18 protein-coding genes are annotated in these 18,039 nt (G+C 68.7%); 5 read left to right on the forward strand and 13 right to left on the reverse strand.

What is annotated here, in order from left to right:
- Positions 1-121: 121 nt before the first annotated feature.
- Positions 122-889 (reverse strand): GNAT family N-acetyltransferase, encoded by a 768-nt coding sequence (locus Ade02nite_RS33570; RefSeq protein ID WP_203772634.1) that lies wholly within the window; start codon positions 887-889, stop codon positions 122-124.
- Positions 890-970: 81 nt separating this feature from the next.
- Between Ade02nite_RS33570 and Ade02nite_RS33575 the strand changes: the two genes are divergently transcribed.
- The gene (locus Ade02nite_RS33575; RefSeq protein WP_203772636.1) at positions 971-1,849 is read left to right on the forward strand and encodes a LysR family transcriptional regulator; all 879 of its coding nucleotides are present in this window, start codon (positions 971-973) and stop codon (positions 1,847-1,849) included.
- A 358-nt stretch (positions 1,850-2,207) separates the two neighbouring features.
- Here the strand turns inward: Ade02nite_RS33575 and Ade02nite_RS50805 are convergent, their stop codons facing one another.
- From Ade02nite_RS50805 to Ade02nite_RS33590, 4 genes are all read right to left on the reverse strand, one after another.
- Positions 2,208-2,720 carry a HEPN domain-containing protein gene (locus tag Ade02nite_RS50805; protein WP_369076677.1) on the reverse strand — a complete coding sequence of 171 codons (513 nt, stop codon included), beginning with the start codon at positions 2,718-2,720 and terminating at the stop codon, positions 2,208-2,210.
- Positions 2,721-2,745: 25 nt separating this feature from the next.
- The gene (locus Ade02nite_RS33580) at positions 2,746-3,036 is read right to left on the reverse strand and encodes an ApeA N-terminal domain 1-containing protein (protein WP_203772638.1); all 291 of its coding nucleotides are present in this window, start codon (positions 3,034-3,036) and stop codon (positions 2,746-2,748) included.
- 389 nt (positions 3,037-3,425) lie between these two features.
- Positions 3,426-3,917 carry a hypothetical protein gene (locus Ade02nite_RS33585; protein ID WP_203772641.1) on the reverse strand — a complete coding sequence of 164 codons (492 nt, stop codon included), beginning with the start codon at positions 3,915-3,917 and terminating at the stop codon, positions 3,426-3,428.
- A gap of 78 nt (positions 3,918-3,995) precedes the next feature.
- On the reverse strand, positions 3,996-4,880 hold the full coding sequence (locus Ade02nite_RS33590) for a hypothetical protein (protein ID WP_203772643.1): 885 nt from the start codon (positions 4,878-4,880) through the stop codon (positions 3,996-3,998).
- Positions 4,881-5,307: 427 nt separating this feature from the next.
- On the opposite strand from Ade02nite_RS33590, the gene Ade02nite_RS33595 reads away from it, so the two are divergent.
- Positions 5,308-6,459 (forward strand): hypothetical protein, encoded by a 1,152-nt coding sequence (locus tag Ade02nite_RS33595; protein WP_203772645.1) that lies wholly within the window; start codon positions 5,308-5,310, stop codon positions 6,457-6,459.
- A gap of 146 nt (positions 6,460-6,605) precedes the next feature.
- On the opposite strand, the gene Ade02nite_RS33600 is transcribed toward Ade02nite_RS33595, so the two are convergent.
- From Ade02nite_RS33600 to Ade02nite_RS33620, 5 genes are all read right to left on the reverse strand, one after another.
- Positions 6,606-7,742, reverse strand: coding sequence for an HNH endonuclease signature motif containing protein (locus tag Ade02nite_RS33600; protein ID WP_203772647.1), 1,137 nt, complete (start codon positions 7,740-7,742; stop codon positions 6,606-6,608).
- A 141-nt stretch (positions 7,743-7,883) separates the two neighbouring features.
- Positions 7,884-8,060 carry a hypothetical protein gene (locus tag Ade02nite_RS33605; RefSeq protein ID WP_203772649.1) on the reverse strand — a complete coding sequence of 59 codons (177 nt, stop codon included), beginning with the start codon at positions 8,058-8,060 and terminating at the stop codon, positions 7,884-7,886.
- A gap of 72 nt (positions 8,061-8,132) precedes the next feature.
- Positions 8,133-8,879, reverse strand: a complete 747-nt coding sequence (locus Ade02nite_RS33610; protein ID WP_203772651.1) for a succinate dehydrogenase/fumarate reductase iron-sulfur subunit — start codon at positions 8,877-8,879, stop codon at positions 8,133-8,135.
- Complete coding sequence (locus Ade02nite_RS33615) at positions 8,879-10,825, reverse strand: fumarate reductase/succinate dehydrogenase flavoprotein subunit (protein WP_203772653.1); 1,947 nt, start codon at positions 10,823-10,825, stop codon at positions 8,879-8,881. Before Ade02nite_RS33615 ends, Ade02nite_RS33610 begins: the two co-directional genes overlap by 1 nt.
- A 2-nt stretch (positions 10,826-10,827) precedes the next feature.
- On the reverse strand, positions 10,828-11,562 hold the full coding sequence (locus Ade02nite_RS33620; protein WP_275409964.1) for a succinate dehydrogenase cytochrome b subunit: 735 nt from the start codon (positions 11,560-11,562) through the stop codon (positions 10,828-10,830).
- Positions 11,563-11,633: 71 nt separating this feature from the next.
- Here Ade02nite_RS33620 and Ade02nite_RS33625 point away from each other — a divergent pair, with 71 nt between their 5' ends.
- Complete coding sequence (locus Ade02nite_RS33625) at positions 11,634-12,557, forward strand: LysR family transcriptional regulator (RefSeq protein ID WP_203772655.1); 924 nt, start codon at positions 11,634-11,636, stop codon at positions 12,555-12,557.
- Between the two features lie 392 nt (positions 12,558-12,949).
- Here Ade02nite_RS33625 and Ade02nite_RS33630 read toward each other — a convergent pair whose 3' ends face one another.
- Positions 12,950-13,324 (reverse strand): maleylpyruvate isomerase N-terminal domain-containing protein, encoded by a 375-nt coding sequence (locus Ade02nite_RS33630; RefSeq protein ID WP_203772657.1) that lies wholly within the window; start codon positions 13,322-13,324, stop codon positions 12,950-12,952.
- 147 nt (positions 13,325-13,471) lie between these two features.
- Here Ade02nite_RS33630 and Ade02nite_RS33635 point away from each other — a divergent pair, with 147 nt between their 5' ends.
- Positions 13,472-14,143, forward strand: a complete 672-nt coding sequence (locus tag Ade02nite_RS33635; RefSeq protein ID WP_239169243.1) for a class I SAM-dependent methyltransferase — start codon at positions 13,472-13,474, stop codon at positions 14,141-14,143.
- A gap of 131 nt (positions 14,144-14,274) precedes the next feature.
- Entirely contained in the window at positions 14,275-15,984 is a 1,710-nt protein-coding gene (locus Ade02nite_RS33640) for a substrate-binding domain-containing protein (RefSeq protein ID WP_203772661.1), read from the forward strand.
- Positions 15,985-15,995: 11 nt separating this feature from the next.
- On the opposite strand, the gene Ade02nite_RS33645 is transcribed toward Ade02nite_RS33640, so the two are convergent.
- Both Ade02nite_RS33645 and Ade02nite_RS33650 read right to left on the reverse strand, forming a co-directional pair.
- Entirely contained in the window at positions 15,996-17,387 is a 1,392-nt protein-coding gene (locus Ade02nite_RS33645) for an MFS transporter (protein ID WP_203772665.1), read from the reverse strand.
- A gap of 59 nt (positions 17,388-17,446) precedes the next feature.
- The coding region (locus tag Ade02nite_RS33650) for a hypothetical protein (RefSeq protein WP_307871243.1) at positions 17,447-18,039 on the reverse strand (593 nt) is incomplete at its 5' end.

An 18,039-nucleotide genomic window follows, 5' to 3' on the forward strand; every position in this document is an offset into this window, starting at 1 on the left:
TGGGTACTCCTCGATCTCGGTGGGGACGTTGTCACTGGGGACGTTCTCACTGGGGACGTCGCACGGCCCGCGACGTGCTCGAACAGGGGGCCCGCGGCGAGAAGGCAGAGGTCTCGTCTTGTCATGGCCTGCTCTCCGTCTCGGGTAGCTCGTAGAGGCGGGCCCGCCGGAAAGGCCGGAAACCGAGGTGCCGGCGGGCGTCGTCGTCGTGGGAAGCGGTGGTCTCGATCTCGGTGATGTGCGGGTGAACCTCCTGGAGTCGCTGGATCAGGGCGGCGTTGACCCAGGGGCCGAGCCGCCGGCCGCGGTGGCCGGGCAGCACAGCGGGCCCGTACTGCCGGGCGCGTGGTCCCGGGAACGGGGTGTCGACGACCGCCATGGCATAGGCGGCGAGCTCGCCGGCGGCGTCCGCGGCGGTGAGCACGGCGTTGCCGGGGCGGCTCGGGACGCGGAGCAGATCCTCGACGCGAGCGATGTCCGGCAGGTCGCCGGTCCAGTACGCGAGGCGGTAGCCGGGATGCTCCGAGTCGACCAGCTCGCCCAGCCAGGCCTGGTGGACGTCGCAGTAGGTGAGCAGGTCGCGGCGTTGCGAACCGGTGCGGCGGAAGCCGTGCCGCAGGCAGAACGCCTCCCCCGGCGAGCCCGCCGGCACGTCCACGACCAGTCGGAGGCCGGCGGCCCGGTCGCGGGCGACGGCCAGCAGCCGCGAGCCGATGCCGCGACGCCGCCACGCCGGCTCGACGTACAGACTCAGCTCGGCCGCGCCCCGGGCGGCCGGCACCAGCAGGGGCCGCAGGCCGGCCCGGCCCGCTACGAAGCCGCGCGGCGCCACCGCTTGCCACCGCGAGGCGCCCGTCACCGCCACGATGTCGGCCAGCAGTTCGTCCATGCTCCTAAGATCGCGGGGTCATCGGCGCGGAACAATGCGAAAGATCGAACCGCCGGATAAGCCACCGGTTATCGTTCGCTGGTGGAGCTGCGTGACATCGAGATCTTCCTGGCGCTGGCCGAGGAGCTCCATTTCGGACGTACGGCCGAGCGCCTGCGCGTGTCCCAGGCACGCGTCAGCCAGTCGATCAAGCAGCAGGAGCGCCGGATCGGCGGCGCCCTGTTCGAGCGGACCAGCCGCAGCGTGCGCCTCACGCCGCTCGGTGAGCGGCTGCGCGACCGGCTGGCCGCGGGCTACGCCGAGATCATGGCCGGCATCGAGGAGGCCACCGCCGCCGCGCGCGGGCAGGCCGGCAGCCTGACCGTCGGCATGTTCGACACCCACCCGCAGGAGGTCGCGGCCGTCCTCGACCTGTTCCGCCAGCGCCACCCGCAGTGCGAGCTGCACGTCCGCGAGATCCTGCCCACCGACCCGATCAGCGCGCTGCGCGCCGGCCGCGTCGACGTCGCGCTGCTCTGGCTGCCCATCCACGAACCCGACCTGGTCGTGGGCCCCGAGCTCTTCGCCGAGTCACTCGTGCTGGCCGTCGCGCCCAGTCACCCGCTGGCCGGCCGGGAGCACGCCGAGCTGGAGGATCTGGGCGACTATCCGGTCGTCCACCCGGACGGCCCCATCCCGGACTACGTGTGGCAGGCGCACACTCCGGCCGTGACGCCGAAGGGCCGCCCGGTGCGACCCGGCGTCACCGTGGTCACCCTCGCCGAGGCGTTCACGGCCATCAGCACCGGCCGCGTCATCTCCCCCATCGGGTCCTACTCGGCCACCTCCCGGCTGCGCCGCGACATCACCTTCCTTCCGCTGACCGACGCCCCGCTCCTGCGCTACGCCCCCGTCTGGCGCAGCGCCGGCGAGACGCCCCTGGTTCGGGCCTTCGTCCGGGCCGCCGCCGACACCCTCTGACTCACTCCGCCGGCCGCAGCGCGAGCCGGGCGGCCTACACGCGCAGGTGGTAGAGGTCGCGGCGGGGATGCTGGGCCGGGTCGACGTCGGGCGGCGGGATGAAGTCGGGTCGCCCGTCGGGACCGAGCCGGATCCGCCGAGCTCCGCAGCGCATCAATCGCAGCCGCCAGCGGGCGTCTCAGGTGGCCGAGCGTCCGGACTTCCCAGAGCCGATCGCTGTCCTCAGCTCCGGCCACATTTGGTTCGCCCTGACATCGAGAAGTGGATCCAGGACCACCGACCAGATCTGGCCGAATGACTGCCTATTTCTTGCGAGGACACCAGACGATTGCGCCCGCATACCCGTCGGGTAGCGCGATCAATATTCCGGGCCCACTGGCTGCGTCAGTGCCTTTCGCAGTTTTTCAAGGTCATGTGAGAGGCCCGCTCGTTTCGCGACACGTCCGCCTGCCTCCTTCGGATCGACACACAGTTCGATCAACAGCCGGCATCGGACAACCCACCGTAAGACTTCAAGCATCCAGAGCATGCCGGTAGGGCTAAGCGAAGTAGCCGCTCCACCGTGAGCCACTCCGGTTCTTGCCGAAGCCGCAATGGCCCCAATATTGGGAAGGACCTCGACAATCTTAGGCCCGATTTCGGGCGTCGATTCGACCAGATCATTGATCTGATCTCGGAGTGGTCTATCGTTCTTGCTCATCAGGACTCTTTCGGCCCACAAAACATGTTCCCTGGCGACACCCGCCATCTCGGCCGCCTCCACAATCTTGCGAACTCGATCGCGATGGTCGGCTTTGCTTCTTCGCTCCGTCAATGGAGGCGGCTGACCCACTCCTCGAGGCAGTCGAAACTGAAGCGCGCCTCCATGCACTCATCGCCCCGAGCATGGCACCCTGCTAATGCGAATCTAATTTGATATTCGCTCTTAGTTGCGTTGGTGCCAGCAAAGTTGCGCCGTCCGCATATAGAAGAGTGATGTCACCTCCACCCCTCTCTTTGCCGTGGATGACCGGAGTCGTTCTCCATTCGGGCAAATCAAAGAGGTCTTGGTCTTGGCTCTCGCCTGGATCGATCGAGCCGTCCAGGTCGAGTGATAGCTCGTCTGCGCCGAGCGACAACGTGCCGACAGTCCTTACGCCCGGGTCATCGGGCAGCCACCAGGTCCCGTCCACTCTGAAGTACTCCACAGTGGCACCGTAACGCGTACGCCAAGCAAGGAGGCGATGGCACCGCCTGCGGTAGGCACGATCCCAGGTCCCCCGTGACGAATCGACTGAATGCTCAGTTCCTTCATAAACCCGCTCACACGATCGACAGACAGTGCCCATCCGCTCATCCACAAGGGCTTTCGGCTCGATCTTGGGCGTCGGCGCCATGACTTAGTGATACCCGCAGCGCCGCCGGCGACCACTCCCTTCAGATCGCTGAACGCGGCCTGCGGACGCTCACGCGTAGGCACCCCGTGAGGTGCGACCATCGCAGGACGCGGGCAAAGTCGTCGGATCCACCGGTTCGTTGACCAAACGCTAAACGCAATACAAATAGCTAATGGTAGTTTCATTCAGGTCTTTCTCAGTCAATTAATGGCGCTTGTTACGTCGACGGTCGCACTTATCAAGGCACAGAGCGTTGCGGTAAGCGCCATCCAGAAAGCGACCTTGCTTTTCGCCTCTTCAGCGATTCTTACTGTCACGACGCCCGCATCGCCGGTAGGCGCTCCGCCGAACCGCGGCATCTGTGCCGCTGGGCCAGCCTTCGCGGAAGCGCGGTTGGGGTCTGGCTGTCTACGCCATCCGAAGCGCGAGAAGAATTTCGCCCAAGTATGCTCCGAAGTGCCGCATCCGAAGATGACACCGTTCACGGGGCGAGTACATTTCCCACCCGCTTGTGTCGTGACACCACAATAGGTGGGCGCTTTCACCGCAAGAAGCCAGGACGGAATTGCGATTGCTATAGAAAGTGACCAGATGACGCTCATCCAATCAAGCGTCACGAGGAAGTAGACCACGCCAACTATGGCCAAAGCCTCGATGCCCAGGACGATGAACGCCGCATCCCTTTTCAGCATCGTTCGGGACCTTGGCATGTTTCACCTCCCCTGCCCGTGTGCGACTCAAAAAGCTGGATGCGACACCGGAAGTGTGTTTCATGCAGCTTCGGGCGCGCGCCTTGTCCACCAAGATGTGAATAGCGCGATGGTCGTTTCCCTAACGTCTTCGGAGATCAACTTCTGCGCGTCGCCCATCAGTGGCCGTGCGGCATATTTGTAGACGTCTGGGTGCTGTTCGATGGATGGGCAAGCGAACAGGGCTAATATTCGCAGGACCCGCAAGGTGTCGTCACCTACTACCGGGAAATGCGCCTGAATGAGTCTGGATAGCGCCGTCCAAACCTTGTCAACGACAATGTCGATAACGGCATCCGCCAAGGTTTTCGACAGTCCTGTGAGAGGCGTGGCGAGATGGATCTTAACGAAATTCTTCCCTTGTTCAGAGAGAAATTTGGCTGCCTCGTCGAGCTTTTCGATCCATCGGATCAACGCTACCAATAGGCCACACCACGCATGGTCCGCGAGCTGTTTTTTGATGTCTCGGGATCTGTGCTCACTTTGCGCCAGGCCATCAATCTCCACCGAGATTTCTTTCCAGGTCTTCTCCATAATCTCCTGGCCGAGGAAAGTCACGCGTTCCGCGTCGTACCGAATCTCGCCGGCGTCCGCAACGTCGATTTTCGGCAGCGGTGCCCCCCTGGACGCCCTTTGTAGGCCAGGCGCTGACATGGAGTCAGCAATGTCGAGGCGCGCAAGGTCGATGTACGCTTGCCGGTTACGCGCATTGAAACTGAGGTCACCGCGACGGGTACGCTCGACTTTCCGCTCTAATTTTCGCCGCTTCTCGTCGCGAGCCCGCTGCGGGTCAAAGGCAAGTCCCGTCCAACCCTGCCAGCCATGCAGCGAGCCGCCACAGCCTGTGCAGACACAGCCGGGGTTTTGGGCGTTGGCGCAATTTTCTCTGTGCGTGTTTCCGGCCATCCGGCGATCACCGTCTCAGAAGTCATTGCCGAGCGCGACTACATGACTACTATAGGTTGCGTTCGATGTGATCAGAATTCGGTGGACATCCACGCCATCGGATAAGATCGGGCATTTTGCATGGCAAACCACGAAGAGTTACCTGCATAGGTGGTCTCTAGGTTTACGGCGGCGACGGCCCTTGTCGGATACCTGATTGCGACACGCCCGGTTTGCAGGCAGGGCCAATTTCTAACTAGTGAGACGTGGGGTTGCTTGTGCTTCCGCGTCAACCTCGCACCGATCACGCAGTCGAGGCGTGGATCAGGGAGGACCGGCCCATTCTGGACCCCGACGGGGCCCGAGCACCAGCCTGGAGCCCCGCCGACGACTGATCCGCGCGGTAAGCGGTGGTCGACCCCGTAAGCGTCGACTAACCTCTTGCGCCATGCCCGCACTGGTGTTCGACGAGCCTGCCGTCGCCCGGACCGCCCAACTGGCCGGGACGGAGCCCCGCGTCAACTGGTTCTTGGAATTGACGCGGCCGGAGGCGGTCGAGGGCAGGCGCATCGTCAACGACCTGTACTCGCGGTTCCCGGACGACAACGGCCGCATGAAGGCGAACCTCCGCAGCAGCGACGAGAAGCGGCTGTTCACGGCACTCGACGAGCTGCTGGTGCACGACCTGCTGCTCTCGGGCTACCGGCTGGACTACGAGGAGGGTGAGGGCACTCGCCCGGACTTCCGCCTGTATGACCAGGACGACGGCTCGTACGTGGCGGCCGTGGAGGTCGTGACGCTGTTCCTGCGGAACGACTGGAACGCCGAGGAGCGGCGGCACGCGGAACTGCAGGACGCCCTTAACGCGCGGCTGCGGCTCAGCACCCACTCTGTGATGTTCGAGGTCCGCCGCTGGGACGCCACGCCGAGCGTGAAGCATATGGCGAAGTGGATCGGCGAGACGATCGACGAATTGCGGTCGGACCCGTCGGTTCTGCCCGTCGACGCCTTCGGTATCCAGAAGAAGGTCTACTCGACCAGGGTGGTCGACATCGTCGTCGACTTCTGGCCGCTGATCCCGGGCGCCGTCGTCGGCGAGAGCCGGAACGTCGTGCTCGGGGGCGCGGCGGTCGGCGGATGGGTCGACTCGAACCTCCGTCTCCGGGAGCGGCTCGACGAGAAGGCGGCCAAGTACGACTTGCGCGGCAAGCCGCTCGCCATCGTCGTCGGCGTCCGCGACCCGATGTGCGACGTCGGCGAGGTTCACCAGGCGCTCGTCGGGTCGGAGGAAGTAGTCGTCGCGACTCTGGAGAGCCGGCGGAAAGGCGACGGCTTTTTCGGAAGGTGGGGGGACCGGCGCGTAGCCAAGCGCGAACACGTGTCGGCGGTGTTCTCGGTGCACGAGTGGTTCCCGGGTGGGCCCTACCGCCCGCGGATCACCCGGTTCGACAACCCGCTCGCCGCCGCCCCGTTCCCGACCGACGCGCTGTCGGTCGACGGGCATTGGGGCGCGACGGAGCGCGGCCCCACCCACGTTCGCGCCGACTGGCTGGTCAGGCCCGGGCCGCCGATCCCCGTAGGCATGACGAGCGACCGTTAGGCTGCTGCCCGAACCATCCTCCAGTCCCCCTCTAGGACCTATGACATGGCGTGTGTCGCGCCCCCTGCTGAGCAGGCGACACGCACCATCCGCGTTGGACGCTCGGAGGACTTTAGGTGCTTCCCGCCGCTAGATCTGCTGTCCAACTAGTGAGACCTTGGGTTGTCCAGGGCGGTGCGCCCGCCGCTCGTCCAGCCGGTGATGTGGTGCCCGTCGGTCCAGCGGGGCGGCCGGTCGCAGTCGGGGAAGGCGCAGCCGCCGTCGCGGATGTGCAGGGCGCGGCGCAGCGGGCCGGTGGCCAGCCGGCGGGACCGGCCGACGTCGAGGACCTGCCCGGAGCCGCCGAGCACGACCGGCAGGATCCGCGCGTCGCAGGCCATGCGGCGTGCGACGGCGGCCGACAGGCGGGCGCCGGTGTCGGTGGTCGCGGCGCCGAGGGCGTGGGTGAGCGGGTCGTATCCGACGGTGACGGCGAGCTGGGCGGGTTCGCCGCCGTCCTCGGGCAGCTCACCGGTGCGCAGCGCCAGGCGGCAGACGTCGACGAGGGCGTCAGCGCGCTGCTGCGCCGCCGTCCGCTTGTCGTCGGGGGCAGGCGAGCACAGCGGATGCAGCGCGGCCTGCACGATCGCCGCGTCCTCGACACCCAATCGGCCGCTCAGATGAACCACGCCATCCACCGGAGCGGACAACGTGAACCCGCGAGCACGGTGCGCGCGGGCCGCCTGCCGGGACAGCGCGGCCTCCTCGGCCCGCTCCGCCAGAGGCGGGGCGACGTAAGCCAGGATCCGCTCGCCGACGCGTCGCAGCTGCACCGCCGTCAACCGGCCGGCCATCTCGACCAGCGTCGCCTCCGCCCGGCGGACGATGTCATCGGCCGCGACCGGGTCGAGGTCGTCGAAGTCGGCCAGCCCGGCCGTGACCGCGCCGACCGTGGCCGTGATCGCTGCCGCCTGGCGGATGTCGCTGTGGCCGTCGAGCACCGCCTGCGCCACATCAGGATGGTCGCGCAACGCCACCGCCCGGTCGGCCAGCTCCCGGGCCGGCGCGGCATCGAGCAGCAGTCGCGAGCGCAGCCAGCCTGTGGTGCTGCGATGCCCCTGTGCGGCCAGCAGCCCTCGCGACTCGGCCTGCTGGACCAGCCGCGCCTTCATCACCGCGGCCACCTGCTCGACGTGGTGCGCCGCCCGCAGGCACGTGGTCAGCTCCTCGTCGGACAACGCCCATAACGGCGCGTCAGCGAGCTTCACCGCGTCCTCGGCCACCTGCCGCACGTCTGCCAACACGAGAGCATCTCCGAACACACGTACGACAAATTTCGCCAGTCGATCTCGGCAAGGAGATCCACATTCACCATTCGCGAAGCCGGACGATCCGCCCGAGGCGGAGAGCAGGCCGCCGGGAGACAGGCGGACGGCCCGCGAGCTTCAGGCGCCGATCAGCGGCAGGTACGCGGCGACGTCATCCGGCGAGCCCGGAACGCAGCCGATGCGGCTGCCCAGGTCTCCGCTCCTGGTGGCCTCGATGCTCTCCACGCTGGTGCCGGGCTTCGCGGCGGCGTGGTTCGGCAAGGTTCCCGGCGACAAGGCGATCGAGTCGCTCACCGCGTATATCCACCGCGGACATGCCGAAGGCCGGGCACGCCGTTGTGCCCGGCCTCGGAGATCAGCCTTCGCTCAGCCCTTGTTGCGCAGGGCCTTGCGGTAGTCGCTGTTCAGGCGCCCGATCAGGTGAAGCGGGATGCCCTTCGGGCAGACCTGGGCGCACTCGCCCATGTTGGTGCAGCCGCCGAAGCCGGCGTCGTCCTGCGCCTGGAGCATGTCGATGACGCGGGTGTCGCGTTCCGGCTGGCCCTGCGGCATGAGGCCCAGGTGGGCGACCTTGGCCGCGGTGAACAGCATCGACGAGCCGTTCGGGCAGGCCGCGACGCAGGCGCCGCAGCCGATGCAGGTGGCCGCCTCGAACGCCAGGTCGGCGTCCTTCTTGGGCACCGGGGTGGCGTGCGCCTCGGGGGCGGCGCCGGTGGGGGCGGTGATGTAGCCGCCGGCCTGGATGATCTTGTCGAAGGCCGTACGGTCGACGACCAGGTCCTTGATGACGGGGAACGCGGCGGCGCGCCACGGCTCCACGTCGATCACGTCGCCGTCGGAGAAATGCCGCATGTGCAGCTGGCACGTGGTGGTGGCCTTCTCGGGGCCGTGCGCCACGCCGTCGATGACCATGCTGCACATGCCGCAGATGCCCTCGCGGCAGTCGTGGTCGAACGCGATGGGGTCGTCGCCGTCGAGGATCAGCTTCTCGTTCAGCACGTCCAGCATCTCGAGGAAGCTGGCGTCGGGCGAGATGTCCTTCACGTCGTACGTGACCATCTGCCCGCCTTCGCTGGAAGAAGGCTGCCGCCACACCCTGACCTTGATGTCCATTACTTGTAGCTCCGCGTGCTCGGGTGGACGTACTCGAATTCGAGCTGTTCCTTGTGCAGGATCGGCTTGGCGGCCTCGCCGGTGGCGTACTCCCAGGCAGCGACGTAGCTGAACTGGTCGTCGTGGCGCAGCGCCTCGCCGTCGGGGGTCTGCGACTCGGCGCGGAAGTGACCGCCGCAGGACTCGCGGCGGTGCAGCGCGTCGATGCACATGAGCTCGGCGAGCTCGAAGAAGTCGGCGACCCGGCCGGCCTTCTCCAGGTTCTGGTTGAGCTGCTCGCCGTGGCCGGGCACCTTCACCCGGGTCCAGAACTCCTCGCGCAGGCTGCGGATGAGGCCGATGGCCTTGGTCAGGCCCTCCTCGGTGCGCTCCATGCCGCAGTACTCCCACATGATGTGGCCGAGCTCGCGGTGGAACGAGTCCACGGTGCGGTCCCCGTTGATCGACAGGAACTTCGCGATGCGGTCCTCGACGGCCTTGCGCGCCTCGACGACCGCCTCGTGGTCCGGCGCGACCTTCTCGAACGGGCCCGCGGCCAGGTAGTTGCCGAGCGTGGTCGGCAGCACGAAGTAGCCGTCGCCCAGGCCCTGCATCAGCGCGGACGCGCCGAGGCGGTTGGCACCGTGGTCGGAGAAGTTCGCCTCGCCGACGACGAAGAGGCCGGGGATCGTCGACTGGAGGTCGTAGTCGACCCAGAGGCCGCCCATCGTGTAGTGCACCGCGGGGTAGATGCGCATCGGCGTCTCGTACGGGTCCTCGCCGGTGATCCGCTGGTACATCTCGAAGAGGTTGCCGTACTTGGCCTCGACCGCCTTGCGGCCCAGCCGCTTGATGGCGTCCGCGAAGTCGAGGTAGACGCCGAGGCCGCCGGGGCCGACGCCGCGGCCCTCGTCGCAGACGTTCTTGGCCGCGCGGGACGCGATGTCTCGCGGGACCAGGTTGCCGAAGGACGGGTAGATCCGCTCCAGGTAGTAGTCGCGGTCCTCCTCGGCGATCTCGCCGGCGGGCTTCTTGCAGTCCTCGGCGCGCTTGGGCACCCACACGCGGCCGTCGTTGCGCAGCGACTCGCTCATCAGGGTGAGCTTGCTCTGGTGCGTACCGGACTCGGGAATGCACGTGGGGTGGATCTGCGTGTAGCAGGGGTTCGCGAACAGCGCACCCTTGCGGTGCGCGCGCCACGACGCCGTGACGTTGCAGCCCTTGGCGTTGGTGGAGAGGAAGAAGACGTTGCCGTAGCCGCCGGAGGCGAGCACGACGGCGTCCGCCATCTCGGTGGTGATCTCGCCGGTGATCATGTCGCGCACGACGATGCCGCGGGCCTTGCCGTCCACGATGATCAGCTCGAGCATCTCGTGCCGGGCGTTCATCTCGATGTTGCCGAGGCCGATCTGGCGCTCCATCGCCTGGTACGCGCCGAGCAGCAGCTGCTGGCCCGTTTGGCCCCGGGCGTAGAACGTGCGGGACACCTGGGTGCCGCCGAACGAGCGGTTGTCCAGCAGGCCGCCGTACTCGCGGGCGAACGGGACGCCCTGGGCCACGCACTGGTCGATGATGTTCACCGACACGCTGGCCAGCCGGTACACGTTGGACTCGCGGGCGCGGAAGTCGCCGCCCTTGACCGTGTCGTAGAAGAGGCGGTAGATCGAGTCGCCGTCGTTGCGGTAGTTCTTGGCGGCGTTGATGCCACCCTGCGCGGCGATCGAGTGCGCCCGGCGCGGGCTGTCCTGGTAGCAGTACGACTTGACGTGGTAGCCGGCCTCGGCGAGCGTCGCGGCCGCGGAGCCGCCGGCCAGGCCGGTGCCGACCACGATCACGGTGAGCTTGCGGCGGTTGGCCGGGTTGACCAGCTTGGCGGAGAACTTGCGGCGCTCCCAGCGGGTCTCGATGGGCCCGTCCGGCGCGGCGGTGTCGGCGATCGGGTCGCCCTCGGTCCAGAACTCAGTCATGATCAATCCACCAATCCGGCCAACACGGCGAACGGCACCGACAGGTAGCCGACGACCAGCACCACCGAGATCACCAGGGCGCTCACCCGGGCGATCCACTCACCCTTCGCGGTCTGCTGGCCCAGCGTGCGTACGGCGCTCCAGAGCCCGTGCCGCAGGTGGAAGCCGACGGCCACGATCGACAGCGTGTAGAACAGGGTCACGTACCAGCGCGACGGCGCGAAGTCCTCGGCCACGTTGCGGTACACCTCGCCGTGCACGCCGTGCGGGTTCAGGTTCAGCGTGGTCAGGTCCAGGATGTGGTAGATCACGAAGAGCAGGATGATCACACCACCCCAGCGCATCGTGCGGGCCGCGTAGCTGGCCTGCACCTTGGGCCGGTGCGCGTACTTGACCGGACGGGCCTGCCGGGCGCGCTTGGCCAGGATGGTGGCCGCCACGATGTGCCCGACGACCGCGAAGGTCAGCACGCCGCGCTGGATCCACAGGTACCAGCCGTCCGGCAGCAGCGGCGAGCCGATGGTCCGCAGCCAGTGCGCGTAGTGGTCGAAGGTCTCCGCGCCGAAGAAGATCTTCAGGTTGCCGATCATGTGCACGAAGAGGAACAGGACCAGCAGGATGCCGGTCACCGCCATCAGAAGCTTGAGGGCGACCGACGAGCGCCGCCGTGCTTTTTCGGCCGGGGCGGGGGTCTTGGTGACCGCCGCCTTCCGGGTCGTAGTCGTATCTACCGCCACACCTTGGAAGGTAGGAATCCCGGCGCGATTCGTCTAATGCATGATCCAGGCAGTCATCATAGAGATAGGCTATGGACGTGCAGCTGCAGCAGCTTCGATACTTCCTAGCAGTCGAACAAACGCGGCATTTCACCCAAGCGGCGGACAATCTGGGCGTCTCCCAGCCGACTCTCAGTAAGCAAATTCACACGCTCGAACAGACCCTCGGCGCGCCGCTCTTCGAACGCATCCGCGGCGCGGTCACCCTCACCGCCGCCGGCCACACCCTGCTGCCCCTCGCCCAGCGCATGGTCTCCGACGCCGACGCCGCTCAGGAGGCGGTGTCGGACATCGTCGGCCTGCGCCGCGGTGAGGTGCGCCTGGGCGCCACCCCCAGCCTCTGCTCGTCCCTGGTCCCCCAGGTGCTCGGCACCTTCCGCGCCGATCACCCCGACATCCAGCTGTACGTCAACGAAGGCGGCTCGCAGGACCTCATCGAGAACCTGCACGCCCACACGCTCGACCTGGCGCTCATCGTGCAGCCAGAAGAAGGCGTCGACGAGGCGCTGACGGCCACCCCCGTCCTGCGCGAAAGCCTGGTCGTCGCCTCGGTCGCCGACCGCCCGGCACCCACCATCCACGCGCAGATCGCCCTCTCCGAGCTGGAGCACACCCCGCTGGTCATGTTCCGGGCCGGCTACGACATCCGCGGCGTGACGCTGGACGCGTGCCGCAAGGCCGGCTTCACCCCGAAGTTCGCCGTCGAGGGCGGCGAGATGGACGCGGTGCTGGCCTTCGTCGAAGCGGGCCTCGGCGTGGCCCTGGTCCCCAGCATGGTGCTGGCCAACCGCCCGCTGCTGCGCGCCACTCCGCTGGCCCCGCCGGGCATGCGGCGCACGATCGCGCTGGCCCACCGGAAGCGGTCGGTGCTGCCCCACGCCGCCGAGGCGTTGCGGACCACGCTGTTGCAGCACATCGCCACCCAGCGGCTGCCTGCGGGGGTACGGCCGCTGTAGCACCGTCGTCCACGACTGTCGTGCTCGCGGCAGCTCCGTGCACGACCGCCGGGGTTCGCCGCCTCGCTGCGCAAGGCCACGTGTCTGCCGCCGCTTTCCACAGCCGTCGTGCTCACCGCCGAGTTGTCCACAGGCGCCGGACGATCTCCGCGGATTTTCGGGATGATGGCTCTCGAGGATGGGGGTCCCCCTCTGGGAGGGCGGGCCCTGAGTTGGGCGGGCCCTGAGTTGGGCGGGCCCTGAGTTGGGCGGCGGGCGATGGGCCTCGAAGCGGGAGCTCGCGCCAGACCTTCGAAACGGCCCGCTCCCCCTGCACGACCGGCGACGGCAACCGCCGGTTGACGATCAACACCAGCTCGCGGGCCGGCGCCGCAACACGAAGCGGTGGACGATCAGATCGTGGAACCCATGGGGCGCAGCCAGAAGCCGGCCACCAGGTGCCGCGGCTGCCACGTCCACACCCGCTGGTGGAAGCCTCTCTCGCGCACAGCCTCGTTCAGCTGCCGGGCGCCGTCGGACAGCCAGGCGCGCCACGCGGCTTGGTCATCCGGGGCGTCGATCAGGGCGTACGGCTGCGCCTGATCGGTCTCGACGATCAGTGTGGCGTAGCGGTGACCGGTGCCGACGTGGGTGACCAGGTCGCGGACCGTCCACTCGGGGCAGGTCGGCACCGTCCGGTTCGCCGGCAGGCTCGTGGCCGCCGCGGCGAAGCGGGTGGTCTCGGCGTCGAGCTCGGCGGCGTAGCGCTCGGGCGGCAGCCAGTCCATGGGCCGGACCCTACCCCGCGCGAGCGATAGGAAGGCGCCGCGCGCGGATTTAGCATCGTCGCTGTGTGGCACGGTGAGTTCCGGGATCCTCGGCTGGTCGCGGTCTACGACGCCGAGCATGTGTGGGGCTGGGACGACGACTTCTTCATGGCCGTGCTGGCGGAGAGGTCGGCGCCCCGGGTCCTCGACTTCGGGTGCGGTACGGGGCGGCTCGCCATCGCGATGGCGGCGGGCGGCCACGAGGTGACGGCGGTGGACCCGGCGCGGGCCTCGCTGGACGCGGCGCGGCGCAAGCCGGGCGCCGAGCGGGTGCGCTGGATCGAGGGGTCGGCCGAGGTGCTGCCGGAGCGGTCGTTCGACGCCGCTCTGCTCACCAGTCACGTGGCGCAGTTCCTCGTCGGTGACCAGGAGTGGTCGCAGACGTTGCTCGCGCTGCGCCGGTCGCTTCTTCCGGGCGGTCGATTGATCTTTGAGAGCCGCGATCCCGTATATCGCGAGTGGGAGCGGTGGAACCCCGCCGACTCCCGACGGGTCATCGTCCTGCCGGACGGCGCCGTCGTCGAGGCATGGACGGAGGTAAATGGGCAAAACGAGGGAACGATCTCCTTCGTTCATCACTTTGCATTTACGGAGAGTGATGAGCTGATCAGCGAGGCGACGCTGCGCTTCCGGTCCGAAGAGGAACTTCGTGCGGATGTCGAAGCGGCCGGTTTCGATGTCGACCGGGTGTACGGAGGATGGGCTCGCGAGCCCGCCGGCCTGGGCGAAGACGGTGAATTGATCATGGTGGCGGTGGCGAGGCCGCAGGGTAGGGGCTAGACGCCGCCCGCGCTGTCGGGAAGTTGCCAATCCGGGGCCGGGCGTTGTCAACGATGAATATGTGACTACTATTCGCTCTCGACCGGCCAATCGGTAACAGTTGTGGACCTTGAGAGGGAGAGGTGGGAGCGATGTCGGATATTGCGCGGCGTAATCAGCCGCCCATGGACGAGCCGAACTCGCATCGTTCCCCGGACGGCGGCGGAGTCGGCCGCTTCCTGCTCGCCGCGGCCATCGTCCTCATGCTGGTCGCCGTCGCCGGCGCCACCACCTGGTGGATGTACAGCCGCGAGCCCGCACCGACGGCCGGTCCGGCCCCGGCGGCCTCCGCCTCGCAGTGCCCCGACGCCGACCTGGTCGTCGCCGCGGCGCCCGAGATCGCCCCGGTGGTCCAGGCCGCCGCGCGCACCTTCGACGACGACTCGTCCGACAAGTGCGGGCCGATCGAGGTCATCGCGGAGGAGCCGTCGGTCACGGCCGCCTCCTCCGTCAAGTACGACGTGTGGATCCCCTCGAGCAGCAAGTGGGTCGATCTCGCCGGGACGCGCGGGGCCGCGTACGACATCGATGGTGAGCCCCTCGCCCACAGCCCGATCGTCCTCGCCGCGCCCAGCACCCTGGCCGATCAGATCGCCAAGGGCGGGCAGGCCTCCTGGGCCAAGCTGACCGCCGGTGTCGCCGCCGGTCAGATCCCCGCCGTGACCATGGCGGACGCACAGACCACGACCGTCGGCATGCTTTCCGTGTACGCCGTGAACAGGGCCATGGCCCGCACCACGCCGGACGCCGGCATCGCGCAACTGCGAGCGCTGACCCTGCGCAGCCGCCTCACCGACGCCGCCGCCAACCCGGCGAAGCTGATGACCCGCATCGCCGAGGACTGGAACACCAACAGCGTCACCGCGGGCATCGGCGTCTTCCCGACCACCGAGCAGCAGCTCAAGGCGTACCAGGCCGGCAAGCACACCGTGCAGCTCAAGGGCGCTCCCCCGGTCGACGGCCTGGTCGACGCCGACTACCCGTTCGCGATCGCCCACAACAACCGCGACGCCGAGCTCACCAAGCGGCTGCGCGCGGCGATCACCAAGACGTCGCTGACCGGCGCCGGCTTCCGCACCAGCCCGACGCCGAACGCGATGCCGGTCATCGCCGAGCCGCAGGAGCTGCTCGCCTCCTCGACGATGTGGGCCGGCTACAAGAACCTGACCACGCAGGTGCTGCTGCTGATCGACGCGTCCGGCTCGATGAACCAGAAGATCACCGCTCCGGGCGGCCGCACGACCACCCGGGCCGCGCTGCTGAGGCAGTCCGGCGGGATCGCCGCCGAGCTCTTCGCCGAGGACACCAGCGTCGGCATGTGGTTCTTCGGCCAGCCCACGCCGGCCAGCCCCGCGCACGTCGAGGCGGTCTCCTTCGGCCCGATCACCGGCGCCGTCAAGGGCAAGACCCGGCGTGAGGCGCTGGGTGCGGCGATGGCCGGCTACAAGGCCGCGGACAACTCCGGTACGCCGCTCTACCAGTCGGTCCTCGACGGCGTCGACGAGATGCGCCCGAAGGTGCAGCAGGGCGCGGTCACGCTGGTGGTCGTGCTGACCGACGGCGTCGACGGCGAGTCGACGTTCACGATGACCCAGGCCGAGTTCATGCAGAAGCTGACGGCCGGCCAGGACCCCAACCGTCCCGTCCCGGTCCTCGCGGTCGGCTACGGCCCGGACGTCGACATGAAGGCCCTGAACGACATGTCCAACGCCACGGGCGGCAAGGCCTTCGCGGCGACGAACCCGGCGGACCTCTCGTCGGCCATAGCGAAGGCGTTCCTCGCGGCCCACGCCCCGCGCTGATCTCCGCCCGGTCACCGGACCGGCACTCGGGACCGGTCCGCGGCGGCTGCCCGCACGGCGACGATCGCGGTCGCGGCACACAGGACAGCAGAGACGATCAGCGGTACGACGGCACCGACGTGAACGAGGACCGAGCCGGCCGGGATCCCGAGCGCGACCGGCCCGAACATCACCGTGTTCGCGGTCGCGCCGACCCGGCCCAGCAGGTGCTCCGGCGTGCGGGTCTGCACGGCGGTGATCCCGGCGATCAGCGCCCACGGCAACCCGACGCCGACCAGCACGCTGCCGGCGATCATCGCGGGCCACCAGGGCAGCGCCCACGAAAGACACCCGCCGGCGAAGACCACGGCACCGAGCGCCGCGACCCGCACCGGGCTGCTCCGGGCCAGGACGCGCCCGACGACCAGCCCGCCCGCGATCGAACCGGCACCCTGAGCCGTGGCGAGAAACCCGAGGCGCGTCGAGGGCAGCCCGAGGTCGTGCACCAGATGCGCCAGCACGGCGGCGTTGCAGAGCCCCGACATCCCGATGGCGACGGCGGCCACGACCACCGGCGTCCGGACGGCCGCGATCCCGAACAACGCCCGAAGCCCCTCACGCAGGCCAGCCCGCGAGTCGCCGGACCTGCCATCCGCCCCACGCAGGCCACCCCGCGAGTCGCCGGGCCTGCCATCCGCCCCAGGCAGGCCGCCGCTCGAGTCGCCGGGCCGGCCACGTGCCTCACGCGCGCCACCGCCCGACTTACCTGGCCGGCCATTCGCCGCGTGCAAGCCGCCGCCCGAGTTGCCCGGGCGACCATGCGCCTCACGCGGGCCGCCGCCCGAGTCGCCGGGCCGGTCGGGTGTCGCGGTGGGGCGGCCGACGCGGAGGGCGGCGTAGCAGGCGGCCGTGAACAGCGGCATTGCGGCGCTCAGCAGGATCACCGGGACGGCGCCGCGCCACGCGTAGAGGCCGGCGCCGGCCAGCGGGGCGACCAGCTTCATGCCCTCCTGGGCGCTGGACCGCCAGCCGTTGACGTCGCCCAGCATCGACATCGGAAGGGCGGACGGCAGGATCGCGGTCTCGCCGGCGTCGATCACCACGTAGCTCACACCGCGCACCAGCAGGACCGCGAAGATCAGCCAGACGCCCGCGGCGGAGTGAACGGTGAGCAGTGTCAGCAGGATCGCGCCCAGCGCCAGGTCGGCAACGATCAGCAACGGCCGGCGTGGCAGGCGGTCGACCAGACCGCCCAGCCACGGCCCGGCGAAGGTCGGCAGATAAAGGCAGACGGCGGTCAGCGCGGCGAGGCTCACCGAGCCGGTCAGGTCGAGGACCCAGAGGCCGGCGGCGAGGGTCATCGCCGTGCTGCCGAAGCCGGACAGCAATGAGATCAGGACGAGCAGGAACGCGTTGCGGCGCATGAGGCCCCCGAGGGGTGAGTCGGACGGACTCACATCCTCAAGAGTTGAGCGTCAATGTGTCAAGTCTGCGGCGTGGCGGCCTCCAGCGCTTCGCGAAGCCGGGCGATCGCCGCACGTGTCGGCCCCGGCATCGACGCGGCCGCCTCGGAAAGGTCACCGACCGCCGCTTCCACCAGCGCATACAGCGCCCCACCGGGCGCGTCGGCGGCGGTCGCCAAGGTCTCGCGCACCAGGGCGGCCCGAGTGAACCGCCGATCCCACCGCCGATCCGCGCCGGCCCGGCGGTGCACCTCCAGCGCGGCTTTGCGCAGCTCAGCCACCCGATCCCCGAACTCCTCCGGCCCCGCCGGCCGCCCCGCCGCCGCAGCCAGCCGAAGTCGCCGCTGCTCAGCCGCCTGACGGCTGCTCAGCCCCAGCGCCGCGGCAATGTCCGACCAGGTAGCCCCCGCCCGCCGCGCCCGATCGATAAGCGCCAGCTCCTCAGCATCCAGCCGCGCCCGCGCCGCCGGGATCGCCCGCAACCCGTCCAATCCGTCCAATCCGTCCAATCCGTCCAATCCGTCCAATCCGTCCAACCCGTCCAACCCGTCCAACCCGTCCAACCCGTCCAACCCGTCCAACCCGTCCAACCCGTCCAACCCCTCCAACCCCT

The organism is Paractinoplanes deccanensis (assembly GCF_016862115.1).
Lineage (GTDB): Bacteria > Actinomycetota > Actinomycetes > Mycobacteriales > Micromonosporaceae > Actinoplanes > Actinoplanes deccanensis.

Excerpts from the sequence above, each read along its gene's own strand:
- Ade02nite_RS33570 (WP_203772634.1), bottom strand. The coding sequence starts at position 889 with ATGGACGAACTGCTGGCCGACATCGTGGCGGTGACGGGCGCCTCGCGG.
- Ade02nite_RS33585 (WP_203772641.1), bottom strand. The coding sequence starts at position 3,917 with ATGCTGAAAAGGGATGCGGCGTTCATCGTCCTGGGCATCGAGGCTTTG.
- Ade02nite_RS33590 (WP_203772643.1), bottom strand. The coding sequence starts at position 4,880 with ATGGCCGGAAACACGCACAGAGAAAATTGCGCCAACGCCCAAAACCCC.
- Ade02nite_RS33595 (WP_203772645.1), top strand. The coding sequence starts at position 5,308 with ATGCCCGCACTGGTGTTCGACGAGCCTGCCGTCGCCCGGACCGCCCAA.
- Ade02nite_RS33610 (WP_203772651.1), bottom strand. The coding sequence starts at position 8,879 with ATGGACATCAAGGTCAGGGTGTGGCGGCAGCCTTCTTCCAGCGAAGGC.
- Ade02nite_RS33615 (WP_203772653.1), bottom strand. The coding sequence starts at position 10,825 with ATGACTGAGTTCTGGACCGAGGGCGACCCGATCGCCGACACCGCCGCG.
- Ade02nite_RS33625 (WP_203772655.1), top strand. The coding sequence starts at position 11,634 with ATGGACGTGCAGCTGCAGCAGCTTCGATACTTCCTAGCAGTCGAACAA.
- Ade02nite_RS33630 (WP_203772657.1), bottom strand. The coding sequence starts at position 13,324 with ATGGACTGGCTGCCGCCCGAGCGCTACGCCGCCGAGCTCGACGCCGAG.
- Ade02nite_RS33635 (WP_239169243.1), top strand. The coding sequence starts at position 13,472 with ATGGCCGTGCTGGCGGAGAGGTCGGCGCCCCGGGTCCTCGACTTCGGG.
- Ade02nite_RS33640 (WP_203772661.1), top strand. The coding sequence starts at position 14,275 with ATGTCGGATATTGCGCGGCGTAATCAGCCGCCCATGGACGAGCCGAAC.
- Ade02nite_RS33645 (WP_203772665.1), bottom strand. The coding sequence starts at position 17,387 with ATGCGCCGCAACGCGTTCCTGCTCGTCCTGATCTCATTGCTGTCCGGC.